This is a genomic window from Nonomuraea sp. NPDC049400 (assembly GCF_044466425.1).
Lineage (GTDB): Bacteria > Actinomycetota > Actinomycetes > Streptosporangiales > Streptosporangiaceae > Nonomuraea.
On record NZ_JBITMP010000040.1, the window covers coordinates 16,221 to 35,854 of the forward strand.

Here is a 19,634-nt window from a genome sequence, read left to right on the forward strand (position 1 = left end):
GACCCCACCGTTGATCGGGGCATTAGACTCGGGCAATCCATGAGCTCCCTCGAAGGAACTGGACAATGTCTTCTGGGTATGACCGTGTAGTGCAACCGGCGGCCGGTGACGAGGCCTTGGAGAACCACCTAGGTGGCGACGAGGCCAAGAACTATCGGCAGTACGAGTTCGACATGGTCGCCCCGCATGTCGGCCGTTCGATGCTGGAGATCGGCTCGGGGCTGGGCCACTTCGCCGAGCAGTTCCTGCCGCGCCTCGACAGGCTCGTCGTGAGCGACTTCGACCCCTACTGCGTCGAGCAGTTGGACAAGCGCTTCGCCGACCGCGACGACATCAGCGTCCTGCAGTTCGGGCTGCCCACCGACATCCCGCTCGAGGACAAGGTCGACACCGTCGTCATGATGAACGTCCTCGAGCACATCGAGGACGACGCCGAGGCGCTGCGCTCGCTGGCCCGCGTCACGCTGCCGGGCGGGCGGATCATCATCTGGGTGCCCGGCTACCCGCAGCTCTACGGCGACTTCGACCGCAAGGTGGGCCACGTCCAGCGCTACACGCCCAAGACGCTGGGCGCGACGGTCGCCAGGGCGGGCCTCGACGTCGAGGTGCTCAAGCCGATCAACTTCCTGGGCGGCATCGCCTGGTGGGCGGCCGTGCGCCGGGGCGGCGTCGGCTACCCCGACCCGCGCCTGGTCAAGATCTACGACCGCACGGTGGTCCCGACGACCCGCTTCATCGAGCGGTTCATCAGGCCACCATTCGGCCAGACCGTCTTCTGCGTGGCGCGGGTCCCGCAGCCGCTCACTTGATGGAGCCGGCCGTCAGGCCGCCGACCACCTTCCGCTCGATCAACGCGAAAAGGATGATCACGGGGATGGTGGCGATCACCGAGCCGGCGAACAGGTTCTGCCAGTCGACCTGATACTGGCCGATGAACGAGTTGAGAGCCACCGTGAGCGGCTGGTTCTCCGGCGTCGTGGTCAGGGTCAGCGCGACCACGAACTCGTTCCACGCGGCGATGAACGTGAAGATCAGCGCCGTGATGACACCGGGCATGGCCAGCGGCAGTGTGATCCTGAACAGCGCGCCGAAGCGCCCGTTCCCGTCGATGAACGCGGCCTCCTCCAGCTCGCGCGGGATCGAGGCGAAGTACGCGTTCAGGATCCACACCGCGAACGCCAGGTTGAACCCGGCGTTGACCAGGATCAGCGACCAGGTCGAGTCCACCAGGCCGAACTGGTAGAACTCGCGGTAGATGCCCACCAGCATGGCCGTCGGCTGGAACATCTGGGTGATCAGCACCAGGATCAGGAACGCCGTACGCCCCCTGAACTGATGCCTGGCCGAGTAGTACGCGGCGGGCAGCGCCACCAGCAGCACCAGCAGGGTCGAGCCGCCGGCGACTTTGAGCGTCACCCACAGGTTGCCCGCCAGGCCGCTGCTCCAGAAGTTGGCGAGGTTGGACCAGACCCACTCCTTCGGCCAGAACGTCACCTCGCGCAGCGAGTCCTGGGCGCGCAGCGAGGTGAGCAGCATCACCACGTACGGGAACAGGAAGATGAGCGCGATGACGTAGGCGGCGGCCGCGACGACCACGGTCTTGAGACGCGGCATCCCGCGCCGCGCGACCGGCCTGACGTGCTGGCGCGGCCTGGTGGCGGGCGGGCGCATCGTGTTCACGGCCATCACGCCACCTCCTTGTTCCAGCGCGAGACCTTGAGGAAGATCGCGGTCAGGATGATCACCATGCCGAAGTTGACGACGGACATGGCCGCCGATTCGCCGATGTTGGAGCCCTTGAGGATGAACATGAGGATCGTCGAGGTGGCGGTGGAGTAGCCCGGCTGGCCGTGCGTCATGGCCCAGATGATCGGGAAACTGTTGAAGACGTTCATGACGTTGATGAGGGCCGCCACGGTGAGCGCGGGGCGCAGCAGCGGCAGCGTGATCGACCAGTACGTACGGAACCGTCCGGCTCCGTCCATCTTGGCCGCCTCATATACGTCGGCGGGGATCGTCGCCAGCCCGGCCAGCAGCGCGTACGTGGTGAACGGCACCGACACGAAGACGGCCACGAACACCAGCCACGGCATCGCCGTGGAGGCGTCGCCGAGCTGGTCGGCCGCGGCCCCGCCCATCGCGTCGATCAGCCCCAGCTTCAGGCGGATCTGGTTGATCACGCCGACCTCGGGGTCGAGCATCCACTTGAAGATGATCGCCGTCATCAGCACGGACGCGGCCCACGGCGCGATCAGCGCCCACCGGGCCACCTTGCGCAGCGGGAAGCGCTGGTTGAACAGCTGGGCGAGGGCCAGCGAGATCAGCACGGTGAGCGCGACGACCGCGACCACCCAGATCACGCTGCGGACCATGATGTCGGCGAAGTCCTTCTCGCCGAACAGCTTCTCGTAGTTCGCGAACCCGTTGCTCCCCTGGACCACGCCGAACCGGCTGATCTTGAGGAACGACGACCTGATCATCTCGATCACGGGCCAGAGCACGACCAGCGCGATCAGCACCACGGCGGGCCCCACCCACGCGAGGGGCTCGAGGGCGCGCAACCTTCTCATGAGCAACCTTCCAAGACGGTGCGGCCGGCACCGGTGAGAGCGCCGGCCGCACGGGCCCCCGATCGATCAGCCGGCCGACTCGGCGGTCTTCTGCAGCTCACCGAGGACCTTGGCCGGGTCGTCCTTGACGGCCCCGCCGATCGTCTGCTTGATCGCCGGGTTCACCTCGGCCCACTTGGGGTCCTGGAACGGGTAGAAGCTGGCGTTCGGCAGCGCGTCGAGGAACGGCTTGAGCTTCTCGTCGCCTTCCAGCTTCTTGATGCCGCCGTTGGTGACGGGCAGCAGCTTGTAGGTGTCGGAGATCTTCTGCGCGGCGTCGCTGGTGTAGAAGAAGTCGAAGAACTTCTTGATCTCGGCGGCGTGGCCGTTCTTGTTGAACGCCATGATCCAGTCCATGACGCCGAGCGTGGTGTCGAGCGGGCCGGTCTTGCCGGGGATGGGCGCGACGCCGTAGTTCTTCAGCCCGGCCGCGTCGAAGATCGGGATGGACATGGGGCCGCCGTTGACCATGCCGACCTTGCCCGCGCCGAAGTCCTCCCAGACCGTCTTACGGTCCTTGGTGCCCGGGTTGGGGGTGGTCAGGCCCGCGTCGACCAGGCCCTTCATGTACGTGAACGTCTCGACGTTCTGCGGCGAGTTGATCGCCCACTTGCCGGAGGCGTCCTTGTAGCCGCCGCCGTTGCCGAGCATCCACAGGAACGACTCGCCCTGCGCCTCCTCCTGGCCGAGCGGCAGGCCGAACGGCTGCGTGACGCCGGCCTTCTTCAGCTTCTCGGCGTCGGCCTTGAGCTCGTCCCACGTCTTCGGCGGCTCGGCGATGCCGGCCTTCTCGAACAGGTCCTTGTTGTAGAACAGGGCGCGGGCGGAGGAGACGAACGGGATGCCGTACGCGGTGCCGTCGACCTTGCCGAACTCGGCGAACTTCTGCAGCATGTCGCCCGAGACGTTCGGCGACAGCACCTCGTCCACCTTGTAGAGCAGCTGGTCCTTGACGAAGCCGGAGTAGTCGCCGGTCTGCAGGATGTCGGGCACCTGGCCGTTCTGGACCATGGTGGCGACCTGCTTGTCGATGTCGTTCCAGTTGATGACCTGGACGTCGACCTTGATGTTCGGGTTGGCCTTGGTGAACTCGTCGGTGACGCCCTTCCAGAACGTCTCGCCTGAGTTCGGCTTGCCGGGGCCGTCGCCGTAGTCGGCGGCGACCATCTTGAGCGTGACCTGCCCGCCGCCCGACGCCTTGTCGTCGCCACCGGAACCACCGGAGCCGCCCGATCCGCAACTGGACAGGACCAGCATCGCGGCAAGGCCGAGAGCGGCGCCGCCCACAAGCTTCATGTTCACTGGAGATACCGCCTTCTCGTCGGACGGGTCGCTGGTCCGTACCAGCTGACGGACCCCGCCCTGGGGGATGAGGCGCACGAGCACAAGGCCCGACGCGTTTGCGCCAGCGTAAGCCTGGCTCAAGGAGCCGGTCTATACCGGCTCGTATCAGTTTGAAAACATCGAGACCGGAAAAGCCTCACAACCGGTCTAGACCGGGCGTCAGAGGATCTTTCTCCGCACGCTCTCCCCGCCCTGCGGCGTGCCGATCCACGGCCCCTCGACGGACGGGTCGAGTATGCCCTCCTCGAGGAAGTCGTAGCGGCCGTCGAGCACGTACTCGGCCAGCCGCGCGTCGCCCGCGTCGGTGTTGTCCCAGAGCCGCTCGAACAGCGAGTCCACGCGGTGTCTTGCCTGGTGGCAGAAGGTGTCGGCCAGCTCGTACGGCCGGCGTCCCAGGTCCGCGGCGTCCTCCGCCGCCTTGACGCAGGCGGCCGTCATGGCGAACAGCTCGGCCCCGATGTCCACGATCCTGCCGAGGAACGACTGCTTGTGCTCCAGCTTGCCCTGCCAGCGGGACATGCCGTAGAAGGTGGACCTGGCCAGCTTCCTGCTGGTCCGCTCCACGAAGCGCAGGTGCTGGGCCAGCGGGCCGAAGTCGCCGTACGACGTGGGCAGGTTTCCGGTGCCGGCCACCAGCGTGGGCAGCCACTTGGCGTAGAAGCGGCTGGCCCTGCGCAGGGCCTGCGCGCGTTCCTGGCGGGAGGCCTCCGGGTTGACCAGCTCCCCCGCGGCCGACAGGTGCGCGTCCACCGCCTCGCGCGTGATCATCAGGCGCATGATCTCCGAGGAGCCCTCGAAGATGCGGTTGATGCGGGAGTCGCGCAGCATCTGCTCGGCGGGCACGCCGCGCTCGCCGCGCGCCACGAGCGACTCGGCGGTCTCGTAGCCGCGCCCGCCCCTCATCTGGACCAGTTCGTCGAGCGCCTGGTACGACAGCTCCGACGCGTAGAGCTTGGCCAGCGCCGCCTCGATCCTGATGTCGTTGCGCTGGTCGTCGGCCAGGCGGCTGGTGAGCTCGCAGACGGCTTCGAGGGCGTACGCGGTGGCCGCGATGAAGGAGATCTTCGTGGCCACGGCCTCGTGCCGGCCGACCTTGCGCCCCCACTGCACGCGCTCGTTGCCCCACTCGCGGGCGATCTTGACGGCCCACTTGGCGTTGCCCGCGCAGGTGGCCGGGAGCGACAGGCGGCCGGTGTTGAGCGTGGTGAGGGCGATCTTCAGCCCCTGCCCCTCGTGCCCGATCATGTTCTTGGCAGGCACCCTGACCTGGGAGAACTCGGTGACCCCGTTCTCGATCCCGCGCAACCCCATGAAGCCGTTGCGCCGTTTGACCGTGATGCCGGGAGAGTCGGCCTCGACCACGAACGCGCTGATCTTCTTGCCGGTCCTGGCCATGACCACGAGCAGTTCGGCGACCACGCCGTTCGTCGTCCACAGCTTGACGCCGTCGATCACGTAGTCGTCGCCGTCGCGCACCGCGGTGGTGGACAGGCGGGCGGGGTCGGAGCCGACGTCGGGCTCGGTCAGCAGGAACGCGGATATCTCGCCCCGCGCGCACCTCGGCAGGAACTCCCGCTTCTGCTCCTCGGTGCCGAACATTTTGAGCGGCTGCGGCACCCCGATCGACTGGTGCGCCGACAGCAGCGTGGCCAGCGCCGGGCAGTACGAGCCGACGAGCATGAGAGCGCGGCAGTAATACAGGTACGACAGGCCGAGCCCGCCGTACTGCTCGCTGATCGTGATCCCGAACGCCCCGAGCTCCGCCAGCCCCTTCACCACCTCGTCGGGCACCTGCGCGGTCCGCTCGATGAGCGCCGGGTCGACGTTCGTGTCGAGGTAGCGCCGCACCGCCCTGACGAACTCCTCGCCTCGCTTGGTCGCCTCGTCGGACAGCGCCGGCACGGGATGCACCAGATCCAGCCGGAAGTCACCGAGGAAGAGCTGCTTGGCGAAGCTGGGCCGCGTCCACTCCTTCTCGCGGGCCTGCTCGCCGACCTCCCTGGACTCCGCGTACTTGGCGTGCTCGGTCATAGCACCTCCCGACGATGCGCCGTCTGTGCTATGAGTACTGCCCGCCTGACGGCGCCCTGCGCTGTTTATAGCCGGAATTTGTACGAACGGCGAGCATTCGCTTTCAGGACCGCGAGCGCAACCAGGGCCAGCACGGCGGGCACCACGAGATAGGCGCCGCAGAACGTCAGCGCCACGAGCGACAGCCCCGCGCCCACGACGGCGGTGATCCTGTGCCGCCCCGCGGGCAACATCCGCACAGCCGCCGCCACGCCCGCGACCGTGACTGCGGCCAGGCACGCCGAGGTGGCCCGCATGAGCAGGTCCAGGTCCACCGCCCACACCAGCACGGGCACGCTCAGCACGGCGAGCAGCCCCAGGCTCCGGTACGGCGTCATGCCCGGCGACCCTCCCCTGGCGAACCAGCCCGGCAGCGCCCCGTCCCTGGCCAGGGCCGCGCCCAGCCGGGCGGCTCCGGCGATGTACGTGTTGACGGCCCCGAACGTCAACAGCACCGCCACCACCCCGGTGACCGGCCGCGCGGCGGGACCGATGCCGGTCTCCAGCATCGCGGTGAGCGGCACGCCGGGCATATGGAGGCCGAGCACGCCGACGGAGGTGACGGAGACGCCCACGTACAGGAGCGCGATCACGACCAGGGTCACCGCGGTGGCCCTGACCAGGCCGCTCTTGCCGCCGGCGAACTCCGCCGACAGGTGGCTGGCCGCCTCCCAGCCGACGAAGGCGAACATGAGCACGCCTGCCGCGCTGGCCACGCCGGCGGCGCCGTACGGGGCGAAGGGGGTGAAGTTGGCCGGGTCGGCGTGCGGCGCGGCGGTGATCACGGCGGTGGCCAGCAGCGCGACGAGCAGGGCGACGAAGCCGATCTGCAACCGCCCCGAGGTGCGCAGCCCGGCGGCGTTGGCGGCGAAGGCCGCGGCCAGGATCAGGCAGGCGGTCAGGGTGGCGTTCATGCCCAGGGTGGCTTCGACGTACTGGCCGCCGATCAGCGCGCCCGCGACGGTGCCGACGGGGACGGCGCCGTAGAACCACCAGCCGACCACGGCGGCGGCGTGCCGGCCGAACGCCAGCCCGGCGAAGCTCGCCACGCCGCCGCCGTCGGGATACCTGGCGCCGAGCGCGGCGAAGGTGAGCGCGACGGGCACGCTCAGCGCGAGCAGCCCCGCCCAGGCCAGCACGGACGCGGGCCCCGCGGCGGAGGCGGCGAGGTGCGGCAGGACCAGCATCCCCGGCCCCAGCACCGCCCCCACCAGCAACGCCGTGCCTTGTCCCGCGCCTATCCGATGTTCCGTCATACGGCCGAAATTAGTGCAGTCATTCGGTCATAAAGCGCCCCAACCGAACGTCTGGCCGGAAGTACGTGCGAGCATCCACCTATGGACGAACTTGATTCGGAGATCGTACGGCTCCTCCAAACGGATGCGCGGCAGTCCAACAGGGAGCTCGCACGGCAGCTCGGCATCGCGCCCTCGACCTGCCTCGAGCGAGTCAGGGCACTCACCCGCCGCGGCGTCATCCGCGGTTACCACGCCGACATCGACCCGGCCGCGCTCAACCGGAGCGTCCAGGCCATGATCATGGTCCAGGTACGGCCGCTGAGCCGGGCGGTGATCAACGCCTTCAAGTCGTCGGCCGCGGCCATGCCGGAGGTGCTCAGCGTGTTCGTGCTGGCGGGCGGGGACGACTTCCTGCTGCACGTGGCGGTGCAGGACCTGGACCACCTGCACTCGTTCCTGCTCGACCGGCTGAGCAAGCGCAAGGAGATCGTCGGCTTCCGCACGTCGGTGATCTTCCAGCAGGTGCACAACACCGTCCCGGAGCGGCTGACCTGACTTTCGTCAGGGGCGGTACTGGACGGTCGGCCGATCCGGAAGGGGGCGGCGCCTTTCTAGGTTTCTCCCGTGAAGTCCCTCCTGATCGGCCTCTCGGCCGCTTTGACGTTCGGTACCGCCCCCGCCGGGATGACGCCCGGCTCCATCGACGCCTTCCTGCGGCAGGCGCTGGAATCCACCGGTCTGCCCGGGTTCTCCGTGGTCGTCACGCACAACGGCAAGGTCGTGCACGCGGCCGGGTACGGCCACGACTCCGAAGGCCACGCGGTCACCGAGAACACCCCGATGCGGGTGGCCTCGGTGAGCAAGTCGTTCACCGCGATGGCCGTGATGACGCTCGTGGAGCGCGGCAAGATCGCGCTCGACGAGCCGGTGGCCACGCAGCTGCCCGGCTTCAGGATGGCGGACCCGCGGGCGGCGAAGATCACCGTGCGGCAGCTGCTGAACCAGACCTCCGGCCTTGCGGACTCCACGGTCGACATCGCCGCGGTCAATAGCGCCACCTCGCTCGCCGACTACACCTCCCGGCTGGCCGGCTCCGGGCTCCGCGCCGATCCGGGCACCCGCTGGGAGTACTGCAACGTCAACTACAACCTCGCCGCCAGGCTGGTGGAGGTGGCCTCGGGGCAGCGGTTCGGTGACTACCTGCGGCAGCGGGTGTTCGGCCCGCTCGGCATGAAAGGCAGCGCCGTCAGCGATCAAGTCGTCAGGCCGGCTGACGGCTACAACTCGATCTTCGGCGCCTGGCTCCCGCGCCCCGAGCTGTCCGGCTTCCTCAACGAGAGCGGCTCGGGCGGGGTCATCACCACCGCCGCCGACATGGGCAAATGGCTGATCACGCAGACGGGCGACGGCCGCCCGCTGGTCAAGCGCCAGAGTCTCGACGTCATGCACACGCCCACCAAGATCCGGGACTACGGCATGGGCTGGGGTGTGGAGCGGGAAACCGGACTGCTCACACATTCCGGGAATCTGTTCACGTACAACGCCGTCGAGGCCATCTCCCCCAAGACCGGCTACGGCTTCGCCGTCATGGCGAACGGCGCCGCACTGACCGACGACACGTACACCATCCTGCAGGGGCTGAACGCGCTGGCCGAGGGCCGGACCCCCGAGACGCCCGGGGGCGACCGGCAGCTCTTCGAGCTGGTGCTGGCCGCGATCGCGACGGTCGCGGCGGGCCTGGGCGTCATGGGCGTGCTGCGCTCCCGGCGCTGGGCGGCCAGGCGGCCACGGTGGCCGTGGCTGCGACTGGTGCCACTACTGCTGCCCGCGGCGGTGCTGGCGGCCTACCCGGACCTGATCTCGTTCCTCATGAACGGGCGGACGGTGACGTGGGCCCAGCTCACCTACTTCGCCGCGCCCCTGTCGATCATGCTGGTGGTGGCGGCGCTGTCGGGTGCGGCGGTGGCGGCCGCCCGGATCCGGGCGGTGCGCTTCGGCGCACGGGGCGCCAAAGCGGGCTCGACCGGCCGTCGCGGGATGGCCGCGTAGCTGATCGCAAGGGCGGCCAGGCTGAGCGCGGCGGCCGCGAACCCGAGCCAGCGCAGCCCGTCCGCCGCGACCAGACCGCCGCCGAGTGCCGAGCCGGCCGCGATGCCGATGTTGAACGCGCACACATTCACCGACACCGCCAGAGTCGGCGCGCTGCCTGCGTGCCGCAGCACCAGGCTCTGCAGCACAGGCGTGGTGGCGGAGGTCAGCAGCCCGAACCCCAGCACGGCCGGCACCGCGGCCGGCTGCCACGTCACCGCGAAAGGGAAGATCGCCAGCACGGCGGCAAGCCCCCCGAACGTGCCGCGGACGGCGACGCCCGGCGACCGGTCGGCCAACCGCCCCGCCACCAGCCCGCCCACCAGGCTGCCCGCTCCGTAGAGCAGCAGCAGCGTGGAGACGCCCGCCGGGGTGAAGCCGGTGATCTGGGTGAGCGTCGGCGCGAGGTAGGTGAACACGGTCGAGGTCGCCGCCAGCCCGACCGCCGTGGTCGCGATCACGATCAGCACCCTCGGCCGGACCACCGTGCCCAGCTCGGCCCGGACGCCGGTGGCCGGGGCGTCCTGTTCGGGCATGACCACGGCGAGCAGGACCGTGACCGCCAGCGCGAGCACCGCCAGCACGGCGAACGGCGCACGCCATCCGGCACTGTCCCCGAGCAGCACCCCCACGGGCACCCCCAGCAGGGTGGCCGCCGCGAACCCCGACCCGACGACCGCGATGGCCGTGCCCACCCTCTCCTTCGAGACCACGCCGGCGGTCACCATCAATGCCAGCGTCAGGAATGCCGCGTGGCTCAGGGACGCGACGACCCGGCCGGCGATCAGCAGCTCGTACGACCCGGCCGTCGCGCAGATCGCGTTGCCCGCGGCGAACAGCAGCAGCAACCCCAGCGCCAGTCCCTTCCGCGGCAGCCGCACGGTCGCGATCGTCACCAGCGGCCCGCCGATCACCACACCCAGGGCGTACGCCGTCACCGTGTGCCCCGCCGTGGACACGGAAACCCCCAGGTCGGCGGCCACCTGCGGCAACAATCCCGCGATCAGGTACTCGGACGTGCCCACGACGAAAACGCTGACCATGAGCGCGGCGGGCACCACGATGCTCTTTCTCATGCGCGTACGCTAAAGTCTCACATGGATGTGAGAGTCAACAGCGCCCGCGCCTCTGTGAGGGAGACCATATGCGGATCGGCGATCTCGTCCGGCGCACCGGCGTGAGCGAGCGGCTGCTGCGTTACTACGAAGAGCAGGGCCTGCTCGCGCCCGAGCGGCGCCCCAGCGGTTACCGCGAATACACCGAGGCCCACGTGGAGACGGTGCGTCGCATCCGCTGCCTGCTGGCCGCCGGGCTCCGCACCTCGACGATCGCCACCGTGCTGCCCTGCCTGGCACCCGACGGCGAACGTCTGGCTCCGACCTGCCCGGACGTGGTGGGACAGCTCCGCAGGGAGCGGGACCGCATCGACCGTGCGATGCAGGACCTCCGCGAGTCCAGGGAAGCCCTCGACCTCGTCATATCGGCGGCCCGGCTGTAGTCACCCGGCTGTCTCCTGAGGTGATCGGCGTCCTCCTGCGGCGATGTGCAGCGGCCGGTGACCGTCGCGTCACACGCCCTCGGTCCAGTACTTCTGCAGTCTGGCTACGGCGTCCTCTTTGCTCATCGCCGCGACCTCGGCATCGGCCAGACCCACTCTGGAGATCAGCAGGTGAACGAGGTCGGCGGGCAAGGCGTTCGAGGGCGGCTCGGGCGTTCCGCGATCAGGCAGGGCACCGCCCTTGACGCAGGCCCAGAACGTCGCCTCGTCCACCTGTAGCTGATCACGAAGAATATGACCCCACAAGCTACGGCCGTAGGTGCTTCGATCGGGAGGATGAGAGATCCGAGTTCTCAGGATGCGACCATCGGGAAGATCCAGTTCATACGTGACATGGTGGATTCCCGTTCCTCCACGGGCATTCCGTACTGGACGCCAGCCTTCGATCTCACAGAACCGATCGTGGTCCTCGCGTGTGGGCTGGGGCCAGGTCACCGAGCCTTCCCTACTAGCCATTCACGCAGCTGAGCGTCATCACTGAGGCAGATCAGCTGCACCAGTCCCCAGTTTTCACGGTGGTTCGGCGCATCGAGCAGGTGGTCCTGCCAGTCCTCGGCGTACTCACGCAGCGCAGCTACCATTTCGGTGACAGCCTCATTGAAGGTCCGGCCGTCCGCAGCGATCGGCAGCCCTGGAATGAAGATGGACCAACCGCCGTCCTCGGGAACCGCCTGCGCACGCGACGGAGTGACCGCTGCGAGGTAGTGGCGCAGTCTCTCGACGTCCACGATGGCGGTTCTGGCCGACTCACGACGCACCGTTGCCACACGGCCCCGTTCGGCCGCGTCCAAGAGGGCTTTCAGATGCGCACGAGCCTCTGTATAGCTATCGAAATGTACGGCGGTCATGGCAGCACCTCCACTGCGACTTGCCCTTAGGTTGCCATCCCCGCGCAAGTACGTCAAGTACTTCACGTACTTGACAGGAAGCGCAAGGAGACCCGAGAGCTGTCCGAGATGCCCAGCGCACGATCGTGCAGTTCGGGCGCGTCTCGCCCAAGAGCCCCGTCAAGACACAGGATGGGCAGTCAGCGAGCGCCGCCTCCCGCGTCGCGGCTGGAGGCGGCCTCGCATTCGTTCACAGTCGTTCGATGATGGTGACGTTGGCCTGGCCGCCGCCCTCGCACATCGTCTGCAGCCCGTACCTGCCGCCCGTGCGCTCCAGCTCGTGCAGCAGCTTGGTCATGAGGATGGCACCCGTGCCGCCGAGGGGGTGCCCGAGCGCGATGGCGCCGCCGTTCGGGTTGACCTTGGCGGGGTCGGCGCCGAGCTCCTGCGTCCAGGCCAGCGGCACCGGCGCGAACGCCTCGTTGATCTCCACGACGTCGATGTCGTCGATCGACATGCCGGCCTTTTGCAGAGCCAGCCGCGTGGCGGGGATCGGCGCGGTCAGCATGTAGACGGGGTCGTCGCCCTTGAGGGCGAGCTGGTGGATGCGGGCCCGCGGCGTCAGGCCGTGGTCCCTGACCGCCTGCTCGGAGGCGATCAGCAGCGCGCCGGAGCCGTCGGAGATCTGCGAGGAGGTGGCGGCGGTGATCTGGCCGCCCTCCTTGAGCGTCTTCAGCGAGGCCATCTTCTCCAGCGTCGTGTCGGCCCTCGGACCCTCGTCATCCTCGACGCCGTTGACGGGGGCGATCTGGTCCTTGAAGTAGCCGTTCGCGATCGCCTTGGCGGCCCGCTGGTGGGACTCGAGCGCGTACTGCTCCAGCGTGTCCCTGGTGTAGCCCCACTTCTCGCACATCAGCTCCGCGCCGCGGAACTGCGAGATCTCCTGCTTGCCGTACCGCTCGACCCACTTGTCGCCGAACGGGAACGGCATGCCCTTCTCCAGCGCGGCCGTGATCGAGGAGCCCATGGGGACGATGCTCATCGACTCGACACCGGCCGCCACCACCAGGTCCTGGGTGCCGGACATGACGCCCTGGGCGGCGAAGTGGATCGACTGCTGCGAGGAGCCGCACTGCCGGTCGATCGTGACACCGGCGGTGGTCTCGGGCAGCCCTGCCGACAGCCAGGCATTTCGCGCGATGTCCATGCTCTGGGGGCCGAACTGCATGACGCACCCCATGATGACGTCCTCCACCGCCGCGGGGTCGACGCCGGTGCGGTCGATCAGCGCCTTCAGCGTGTGAGCTGCCAGGTCAGTGGGGTGGACGGTGGAAAGGCCGCCCTTCTTCTTGCCGACCGGGGTGCGGACCGCCCCGACGATGTACGCCTCTGCCACAGTGCCTCCTGAAACCGAGCATTATTCGGTTACTAAGGGCAGACTACAACAGAACGACGTTCTGCTCACGTGGCGGGATCCCCGGCGGGCGGCACCAGGTCCTCCGCGGCGTCGACCCTGAACCGCCACCGGTCCACGACCAGCCCGTTCAGCGCCTCGGCCAGCTCGAGGGCCAGCGCGCCGAGCTTGGCGGGCTCGTCGCCGCGCAGCTCGATCGCGGTCAGCTCGGTGGCGAAGGGCAGCAGCTCCTGTACGGCCGGCGGCTGCCCCTTCTGCGGTACGAGCGCGGCTCGGATGTCGCCTGCCGTGAAGGTGAACTCGTCGTCCTCGTCCTGCTCGAGCAGCGGCGCCAGCTCGTCGGCGCCGGGCCGTACCGGGAGGATGACGGCGGGGCCGCTCCGCTGGTCGTCGGCCGGATCGCTCACCTCGCCCCGGCACACCGCGAGCCCCTTGAGCCGGAAGGCCAGGCCCTCGGCGAGGTAGCGGTCGAAGAAGTCCAGCGGCAGCGGCCCCTCGGCGGCCACCCGGACCGCCCACACCTTCTCCAGCTCGCCGCCGGCCAGCTCGGTGTCTGCCTCGACGGGCGCGCACACCCGCACGTCGGTGGCCACGATGTCGTCGCCGTCCCACCGCGCGCCCGGGTCCGCGAGCCGTACGATGCGCAGCAGCTCGTCCGGGTCCGGTTTCGCGGGCAGGGCCGCCGTCGGGCCAGTACGCAGTCTCCGCTTCGCCATCCAGCCCATAGCCCGCCTCCGCGCTTCAGCTTTCTCAGCTATCTCAGCTTCGATAGGAGCTCGTCATCGTCGCGTAGACGATGACGTTGTCGTTGTAGTGCCCGATGGTCCGATCGTAGGAGCCGCCGCAGGTGATGAGGTGAAGTTGGGCGTTCTCCTGGGGCCCGTAGACCCGCTGGGTCGGGAACGTCTTCTTGCTCGCCTGCTCGACGCCGCCGACGGTGAACAGCGCGGTCGTCTTGTCCTGGCGCTTGACCTCGATCGTGTCGCCGTTCTTGATCTCGGCCAACCGGCTGAACACGGCGCTGCGTGTCCTGGTGTCCTTGTGCCCGAGCATCACAGCCGGACCCGCCTCACCGGCGGTGGACATGTTCCGGTACCACCCGACCAGGTTCGGGTCGTTCGCCGGGGGCACCTCGATCGTCCCGTCCTTGGCCAGCCCGACCGACTTGACCGGCGCGTTGATCCCCAGCCTCTTGATCACGATCCGCACGGGCGTGGAGGGCATCATGGGGGGCGCGGGGTTGATCTGTGGCAGCGGCGGGGGCACGTCCGGAGCGGCCTGGAAAAGCGCCTGCTCGGGCTGCCCGCTGGCCTTTCCGTCCGGCTGCGCCTGCAGCTTGAGGGCGTCGCGGTTGCTGGCCAGGCCGTACTCTTCGGGGGACCTGAACACGATCAGCAGCCCGGCCACGACAGTGACGACGCCGGCGATGGCCGCCACGATCAGCACGGTCCTGAGCGCCGTGCTGCCCTTGTCCTGTGGCGGCGGCAGTGCCCCACCGCCGCCGCCGTACGGATAGTGCCCCGACACGTGCGTCAGCCCCGGATGGAACGACGTCGCATGATCAGCCCGCCTACGGCGGCGGCCCCGATCAGAGCGGTACCGGTCAGGATGAACAGCCGCCCGTCAGGCCCGATCTCACCGCCCCCACCCGTGTCGGCACCGGCCTTGGGCGTCTTGGACCTGGTGGTCTTCTTGCTGGAGGGGGTGACGGTCACCGTGTGGGTGCTGGTCTTGGTGGGCTTGGGCGAGCTGCTGCTCGGGGTGGGCGAGGGGCTCGGGCTAGCGGTGGAGCTACTCACCGTGAACGTGTAGGACTTGAGTGCGGTCTCATTCTGGACGGTGCACTCGATTGCCGGTTGGGTGCCCGTAGCGGCGTTCGAGCCGAAATTGATCTTCCCGGGCTTCACCGTCACGGTGCCTGCGGCGTTGGCGGTCGACTTGAGGTCGATCGTCGTCGTCGTTGGCAGTGTAATGATCTGGCCAGCGGTGATCGCGCCGGTAGTGCCCTCACCCGTGGCCGAGGTCAGGCCGCTGATGCCGGTCAGCGACGCGTAGGGGAAGATCTTCGCGCTGATCGTCTGGCCTGTGGTGGGCGCCTTCAGCTCCTGGCCTTGCGTGTAAGTGCCCTTCCACTTGATGGCGAACTGCTCGCCCACCTTGGCGGAGGTCGGCATCGTCAACTCAACCTTGATCTCGACGTCCTGCACATCGGTAGTGGACGAACCGACTCTGCACTCATACTCGGCGATGTCGGTACCACTACCGCCGCCACCGCCGGTTTGGACGGGGACCGAGATGCTGGTGGGCGTCGCCGACGTATAGGTGCAAGTAGTCGCCTCACCGGCCACCGTGATGGTCAGCGAGGGGCTGGTGGTAGTCGTCACCGGAGCCAGAACCAGGTTGCCGCCCGTGGTGGCGGTCACGTTGACAGACGCCGTCATCTCCGGCGGCGTGTATGTCAGGTCGGCCTGAACCGCAGTGTTTACCGTGCCGCTACCGTTACCCTTCAACGGCGTCGGCGTGCCTCCCGTCACCGTGAGGTCGCCACCGCTGGTCGTGACCGACGCCTGGGCGGCGATCGGCTTGGCCGCCTTCATCGCGGGGAACGTCCACTTGATCGACGCCGTCTTGGAAGGCTCGACCGAAGCGGGCGCAGTGACCGTCACCTGGACTGACTCTGCCGGCAGATAGCCCCCGGTGCACTTATATGTAATCTTCAGCGGCTCAACGGCGGCGGCCTGAGCCGGGGACGACATGGCTAACACCGAGCCGACAAAGAGGACGAGCGTGCTGACCAGCCCCACGGCCGACGTCTTTTGGGCGAGGCGGCGCCACGCCTGGGACATAAGCACGGGTCCATCTCCGATCAAAGCCAGTATCAACAGTCGTGCCAGAATTCCAGCCGTTGGTCACGGTTAGGTTGAGATCTTACGAACTGTCCCTGTCAACTTCCCGTAAACGACCAAATCCGCCACACCTTATCGTCTCAGCTCTTCTTCTTCGACAACGTTGCGTACACGACGATGTTGTCCGTGTAACTGTGCGCCGCCTGGTTGAAGACCCCACCGCAGGTGATGAGCCTCAGCTGAGAGTCCTTCGTGTTCCCGTACACCCGAGATGTCGGGAACGACGTCTTGCTTGCCTGCTCGATCCCGCTCACCGTGAACCGGGTGACCTTGCCGTCCGACCGGTACACATAGATCTGGTCGCCCTTGGCCAGCTCACGTAGGCGGTCAAAAACGGCGGGACCCTTGCGGGTGCTCACGTGGCCGTTGATGATCGCGGGGCCGACCTCGCCCGGCACCGGCGAGTAGCGGTACCAGCCCGTCTGGTTGGGCTTGGTCAAGGGTGGGGTGCCCAGTTTGCCCTTGGTGTCCAAGGTGACGGAGCCGATGGGCGAGTTCACCTTGATCTTGGGGATCTTGATGCGGGTCGGCTTGGCCCGGGCGGTCTTGGTCTTGGCCGCGGGGATCGGGGCCACGACCGGGGCAGCCGCGAGGGGTGGGGGCGCGTCGGGGCGGGCCGGGGTCAGCGGGACGTTCTTGCCGCCGGGGCCCACGGTGGGCGGGAGGACGAACGCGCCCGCGTTCGCCATCTCCACCTGCGTCGGCGTGTCCTGGGCCGCCGCCAGCGAGCCCGAGCCGTCGTCCACGGTGGGCACCAGCGAGAGCAGGGTCACCATGACCAGGCCGACGCCGCCGAGCGAGCCGGCGATCAGCAGCCCGGGCTGCGCCCGCTGCATCGGTGTCTTCTGCTGTTCGGTCATCGGTGAACTCCTCCTGCGTGCGCGGCCCTGCGCCGGCGCAGCAGCAGCCCGCCGCCCGCGCCGCCCATCACGAGCGCCGCCATCAGCCCGTACGGCCGATCCTCTCGTTCCGGCGCCTCGCCGGTGTCCACACCGCCCTTGGGCGTCCTGGCCACCTGCGGCGCCTTGTAGTACTTGGTCGCGGTCGGGCCGGTGGTCTTGGGGGTGCTCGTGCTCGTGCCTGTCGCGGCTGGCATCACGACCACATGTCCCAGGCCAATGTCGGTGGAGTGGTTGTTCGGCGTGGTGTTGGTCGCGCTGGGCGACGGGCTGGACGTGTCCGTCGGAGGGGTTTCCGTGGGCGGGGTGACCGTCGGCGTACCCGTGTCGGTGGGGCCCGTCTTGTCTCGTACGGTCACCACGACCGACACCGGAGAGCTGGCCAGCTTGCAGATCGCGCTGTGGTAGCCGGTAGGGGTCTTGGCCGTGTTGGTCGTCACGCGGAAGGCGTCCAACCAGGCTGACTTGGTGGAGGCGTTCTCGATCCTGATGGTGTGCTCGCCGTACTTCAGCGGCGCAGACGTCCACAGGGTCTGGCCTCCGTTGAGGTCATCGTTGCGGGGCACGTCGTTGCCCGCCCGGGAGGGGTCCACTGTGGCCCGCTTCCTCCCGTCGATGTAGATGTCGACGGGGCCCGCGTCCTTGTCGTACGGCCCGATGTACTCCACGCCGGTCCCGATGAACTTCAGCTCGGCGTAGGCGTTGATCTGGGTCGTCTCGTGCAGGTCTTCGTGCACATGGTGCTCAGAGGTGGGACGGTCGTCCACCGACGTCCAGCCGGGCCCATAGACGATCCCCATGTCGCTGGGATTGTCGGCGTCGTTTCCGTCGTTGACGATGACGCTGCCGTCCGGCGGGGTGAAGTCCAGCTCGATGTCCTTGGGCGTGACCGTGATGGTGCCGGGCTTGTTGGTCAGGCCAGGGTCGTTCATGGTCTCGGGAAGCTTGAGGTGGTCGTCGGGGCGGAGCGGGCCCTCCGGGTCGGCGCTGCCCTTGGGCTGCAAGAGGCCCTGCCAGCTGCTGAGGAGCTGCACGTTCCCGGTGGCGTGCACCTGTCCGCCGGCCGGGAAGTAGCCGGGCGACTGCAGCCGGGAGTCGTCGGCGTAGTGCAGTTTCCAGGTGAAGTTCAGTGGGTCGCCGACCACGAGGTCCGTGGCGAAGGTGAGGTTGGTGGTCAACCGTACGGGACCGTTCCTGACGATGCTGTTGGGAGTCGACGGCGTGCAGTCGTACTCCACGACGAGGTCGGCGGGCGCCGCGGCGGCGGGTACGCCGGGCAACACCGCCACCCCTAAAGCCGCCACCGATCCGACCGAAGCGGCGATCAACGCCTTGCGCCACCGATTCACGGGAGACTCCGATCACGCCACAAATAGACCGAGGATAGATCTTAGAGTCGAAAACAGCCGCAACACATTCCGAACGAGACAACGTACGGCACTTGTGATGAAGCCGTGTCCACAGGCACCCGCCGTACTCGGAAAAGGGGTATACCTGCCAGTAACAGAACTCTATTCGGGAAGCGAGACGACCGATGCGGCGAGACCTCTTCGACGAGGAGCACCTGCTCTTCCGCGAGACCGTGCGCGAGTTCATGGCCCGCGAGGTCGTGCCGCACCACGCTCAGTGGGAGAAGGACGGCATCGTCCCGCGCGAGGTCTGGAAGAAGGCCGGAGAGCTGGGGATGTTCGGGTTCTCGGTGCCGGAGGAGTACGGCGGGGCAGGGATCAAGGACTTCCGGTACAACGCGGTCATCGTCGAGGAGATCATCCGGCACGGCGCATCCGGGCTCGGGTTCTCGCTGCACAACGACGTCATGGCCCCGTACCTGGTGGATCTGACGAACGACGAGCAGAAGCAGCGCTGGCTGCCCGGCTTCGTCAGCGGTGAGCTGATCACGGCGATCGCGATGAGCGAGCCGGAGGCCGGGAGCGACCTGCAGGGGATCAGGACCACAGCCATCCGCGAGGACGACCACTACCTGATGAACGGCCAGAAGACGTTCATCACGAACGGCATCAACGCCGATCTCGTCGTCGTGGTGGCCAAGACCGATCCTGGCGCGGGCGCGAAGGGGACGACCCTGGTCGTGGCCGAGCGCGGCATGGAGGGCTTCGAGCGAGGCCGGAACCTCGACAAGATCGGGATGAAGGCGCAGGACACGGCCGAGCTGTTCCTCGAGAACGTACGCGTGCCCGTCGCCAACCGCCTCGGCCCGCGCGACGGCGAGGGCTTCTTCCAGCTCATGAACAACCTGCCGCAGGAGCGCCTGTCGATCGCCGTGGGTGCGGTGGCCGCGGCGGAGGCCGTGCTGGAGGAGACCATCGAGTACTGCAGGACCCGCACGGCGTTCGGGCGGAGCATCGGCTCGTTCCAGAACACCCGGTTCGTCCTGGCGGAGCTGGCCACCGAGACCGAGATCGCCCGCCACTACGTGGACAAGTGCATCCTGGCGCTCAACGCCGGCGAGCTCACCGCGGTGGACGCGGCCAAGGCCAAGTGGTGGACCACCGAACTGCAGAACAAGGTCATCGACCGCTGCCTCCAGCTCCACGGCGGGTACGGCTACATGATGGAGTACCCGGTCGCCAAGGCGTGGATCGACAGCCGGGTCCAGACGATCTACGGCGGCACCACCGAGATCATGAAGGAGATCATCGGCCGCACCTTCGGATTCTGAC

At 68.1% G+C, this 19,634-nt stretch carries 18 protein-coding genes and 1 pseudogene; 5 read left to right on the plus strand and 14 right to left on the minus strand.

The window, feature by feature from the left end; all coding sequences use genetic code 11:
• Positions 1-65: 65 nt before the first annotated feature.
• Positions 66-809 carry a class I SAM-dependent methyltransferase gene (locus ACIBVN_RS42865; RefSeq protein WP_397146046.1) on the plus strand — a complete coding sequence of 248 codons (744 nt, stop codon included), beginning with the start codon at positions 66-68 and terminating at the stop codon, positions 807-809.
• On the opposite strand, the gene ACIBVN_RS42870 is transcribed toward ACIBVN_RS42865, so the two are convergent.
• From ACIBVN_RS42870 to ACIBVN_RS42890, 5 genes are all read right to left on the minus strand, one after another.
• Positions 802-1,686 (minus strand): carbohydrate ABC transporter permease, encoded by an 885-nt coding sequence (locus tag ACIBVN_RS42870; RefSeq protein WP_397146047.1) that lies wholly within the window; start codon positions 1,684-1,686, stop codon positions 802-804. The genes ACIBVN_RS42865 and ACIBVN_RS42870 overlap by 8 nt on opposite strands.
• Positions 1,686-2,570, minus strand: coding sequence for a carbohydrate ABC transporter permease (locus ACIBVN_RS42875; protein ID WP_397146048.1), 885 nt, complete (start codon positions 2,568-2,570; stop codon positions 1,686-1,688). Before ACIBVN_RS42875 ends, ACIBVN_RS42870 begins: the two co-directional genes overlap by 1 nt.
• A 66-nt stretch (positions 2,571-2,636) precedes the next feature.
• Positions 2,637-3,905: an extracellular solute-binding protein gene (locus tag ACIBVN_RS42880; RefSeq protein WP_397146137.1), complete on the minus strand. Its 1,269-nt coding sequence runs from the start codon at positions 3,903-3,905 to the stop codon at positions 2,637-2,639.
• Positions 3,906-4,112: 207 nt separating this feature from the next.
• On the minus strand, positions 4,113-5,984 hold the full coding sequence (locus tag ACIBVN_RS42885) for an acyl-CoA dehydrogenase family protein (RefSeq protein WP_397146049.1): 1,872 nt from the start codon (positions 5,982-5,984) through the stop codon (positions 4,113-4,115).
• A gap of 65 nt (positions 5,985-6,049) precedes the next feature.
• Complete coding sequence (locus ACIBVN_RS42890; RefSeq protein WP_397146050.1) at positions 6,050-7,279, minus strand: APC family permease; 1,230 nt, start codon at positions 7,277-7,279, stop codon at positions 6,050-6,052.
• Between the two features lie 81 nt (positions 7,280-7,360).
• Between ACIBVN_RS42890 and ACIBVN_RS42895 the strand changes: the two genes are divergently transcribed.
• Complete coding sequence (locus ACIBVN_RS42895; protein ID WP_349446656.1) at positions 7,361-7,816, plus strand: Lrp/AsnC family transcriptional regulator; 456 nt, start codon at positions 7,361-7,363, stop codon at positions 7,814-7,816.
• A 129-nt stretch (positions 7,817-7,945) separates the two neighbouring features.
• Positions 7,946-8,866, plus strand: a pseudogene (locus ACIBVN_RS42900) (serine hydrolase domain-containing protein); the annotation flags it as partial.
• Positions 8,867-9,165: 299 nt separating this feature from the next.
• On the opposite strand, the gene ACIBVN_RS42905 reads toward ACIBVN_RS42900, so the two are convergent.
• Positions 9,166-10,425 carry an MFS transporter gene (locus ACIBVN_RS42905; RefSeq protein ID WP_397146051.1) on the minus strand — a complete coding sequence of 420 codons (1,260 nt, stop codon included), beginning with the start codon at positions 10,423-10,425 and terminating at the stop codon, positions 9,166-9,168.
• A 68-nt stretch (positions 10,426-10,493) separates the two neighbouring features.
• Between ACIBVN_RS42905 and ACIBVN_RS42910 the strand changes: the two genes are divergently transcribed.
• The gene (locus tag ACIBVN_RS42910; RefSeq protein WP_397146052.1) at positions 10,494-10,847 is read left to right on the plus strand and encodes a MerR family transcriptional regulator; all 354 of its coding nucleotides are present in this window, start codon (positions 10,494-10,496) and stop codon (positions 10,845-10,847) included.
• Between the two features lie 69 nt (positions 10,848-10,916).
• On the opposite strand, the gene ACIBVN_RS42915 is transcribed toward ACIBVN_RS42910, so the two are convergent.
• From ACIBVN_RS42915 to ACIBVN_RS42950, 8 genes are all read right to left on the minus strand, one after another.
• Complete coding sequence (locus ACIBVN_RS42915) at positions 10,917-11,120, minus strand: hypothetical protein (RefSeq protein ID WP_397146053.1); 204 nt, start codon at positions 11,118-11,120, stop codon at positions 10,917-10,919.
• Positions 11,121-11,338: 218 nt separating this feature from the next.
• On the minus strand, positions 11,339-11,755 hold the full coding sequence (locus tag ACIBVN_RS42920) for a prevent-host-death protein (RefSeq protein ID WP_397146054.1): 417 nt from the start codon (positions 11,753-11,755) through the stop codon (positions 11,339-11,341).
• Positions 11,756-11,984: 229 nt separating this feature from the next.
• The gene (locus ACIBVN_RS42925; protein ID WP_397146055.1) at positions 11,985-13,130 is read right to left on the minus strand and encodes an acetyl-CoA C-acetyltransferase; all 1,146 of its coding nucleotides are present in this window, start codon (positions 13,128-13,130) and stop codon (positions 11,985-11,987) included.
• A gap of 65 nt (positions 13,131-13,195) precedes the next feature.
• The gene (locus ACIBVN_RS42930) at positions 13,196-13,864 is read right to left on the minus strand and encodes a hypothetical protein (protein WP_397146056.1); all 669 of its coding nucleotides are present in this window, start codon (positions 13,862-13,864) and stop codon (positions 13,196-13,198) included.
• 43 nt (positions 13,865-13,907) lie between these two features.
• Positions 13,908-14,675 carry a class F sortase gene (locus tag ACIBVN_RS42935; protein WP_397146057.1) on the minus strand — a complete coding sequence of 256 codons (768 nt, stop codon included), beginning with the start codon at positions 14,673-14,675 and terminating at the stop codon, positions 13,908-13,910.
• 5 nt (positions 14,676-14,680) lie between these two features.
• Complete coding sequence (locus ACIBVN_RS42940; RefSeq protein WP_397146058.1) at positions 14,681-15,994, minus strand: hypothetical protein; 1,314 nt, start codon at positions 15,992-15,994, stop codon at positions 14,681-14,683.
• A gap of 140 nt (positions 15,995-16,134) precedes the next feature.
• Entirely contained in the window at positions 16,135-16,914 is a 780-nt protein-coding gene (locus ACIBVN_RS42945) for a class F sortase (protein WP_397146059.1), read from the minus strand.
• Positions 16,911-18,302, minus strand: coding sequence for a hypothetical protein (locus tag ACIBVN_RS42950; RefSeq protein WP_397146060.1), 1,392 nt, complete (start codon positions 18,300-18,302; stop codon positions 16,911-16,913). Before ACIBVN_RS42950 ends, ACIBVN_RS42945 begins: the two co-directional genes overlap by 4 nt.
• Positions 18,303-18,487: 185 nt before the next feature.
• Between ACIBVN_RS42950 and ACIBVN_RS42955 the strand changes: the two genes are divergently transcribed.
• Entirely contained in the window at positions 18,488-19,633 is a 1,146-nt protein-coding gene (locus ACIBVN_RS42955) for an acyl-CoA dehydrogenase family protein (protein ID WP_397146061.1), read from the plus strand.
• Position 19,634: the final 1 nt, after the last annotated feature.

Coding starts and splice junctions, on each gene's coding strand:
- ACIBVN_RS42865 (WP_397146046.1), top strand. CDS start 66: ATGTCTTCTGGGTATGACCGTGTAGTGCAACCGGCGGCCGGTGACGAG.
- ACIBVN_RS42870 (WP_397146047.1), bottom strand. CDS start 1,686: ATGGCCGTGAACACGATGCGCCCGCCCGCCACCAGGCCGCGCCAGCAC.
- ACIBVN_RS42875 (WP_397146048.1), bottom strand. CDS start 2,570: ATGAGAAGGTTGCGCGCCCTCGAGCCCCTCGCGTGGGTGGGGCCCGCC.
- ACIBVN_RS42880 (WP_397146137.1), bottom strand. CDS start 3,905: ATGAAGCTTGTGGGCGGCGCCGCTCTCGGCCTTGCCGCGATGCTGGTC.
- ACIBVN_RS42885 (WP_397146049.1), bottom strand. CDS start 5,984: ATGACCGAGCACGCCAAGTACGCGGAGTCCAGGGAGGTCGGCGAGCAG.
- ACIBVN_RS42890 (WP_397146050.1), bottom strand. CDS start 7,279: ATGACGGAACATCGGATAGGCGCGGGACAAGGCACGGCGTTGCTGGTG.
- ACIBVN_RS42895 (WP_349446656.1), top strand. CDS start 7,361: ATGGACGAACTTGATTCGGAGATCGTACGGCTCCTCCAAACGGATGCG.
- ACIBVN_RS42905 (WP_397146051.1), bottom strand. CDS start 10,425: ATGAGAAAGAGCATCGTGGTGCCCGCCGCGCTCATGGTCAGCGTTTTC.
- ACIBVN_RS42910 (WP_397146052.1), top strand. CDS start 10,494: ATGCGGATCGGCGATCTCGTCCGGCGCACCGGCGTGAGCGAGCGGCTG.
- ACIBVN_RS42920 (WP_397146054.1), bottom strand. CDS start 11,755: ATGACCGCCGTACATTTCGATAGCTATACAGAGGCTCGTGCGCATCTG.
- ACIBVN_RS42930 (WP_397146056.1), bottom strand. CDS start 13,864: ATGGCGAAGCGGAGACTGCGTACTGGCCCGACGGCGGCCCTGCCCGCG.
- ACIBVN_RS42940 (WP_397146058.1), bottom strand. CDS start 15,994: ATGTCCCAGGCGTGGCGCCGCCTCGCCCAAAAGACGTCGGCCGTGGGG.
- ACIBVN_RS42945 (WP_397146059.1), bottom strand. CDS start 16,914: ATGACCGAACAGCAGAAGACACCGATGCAGCGGGCGCAGCCCGGGCTG.
- ACIBVN_RS42955 (WP_397146061.1), top strand. CDS start 18,488: ATGCGGCGAGACCTCTTCGACGAGGAGCACCTGCTCTTCCGCGAGACC.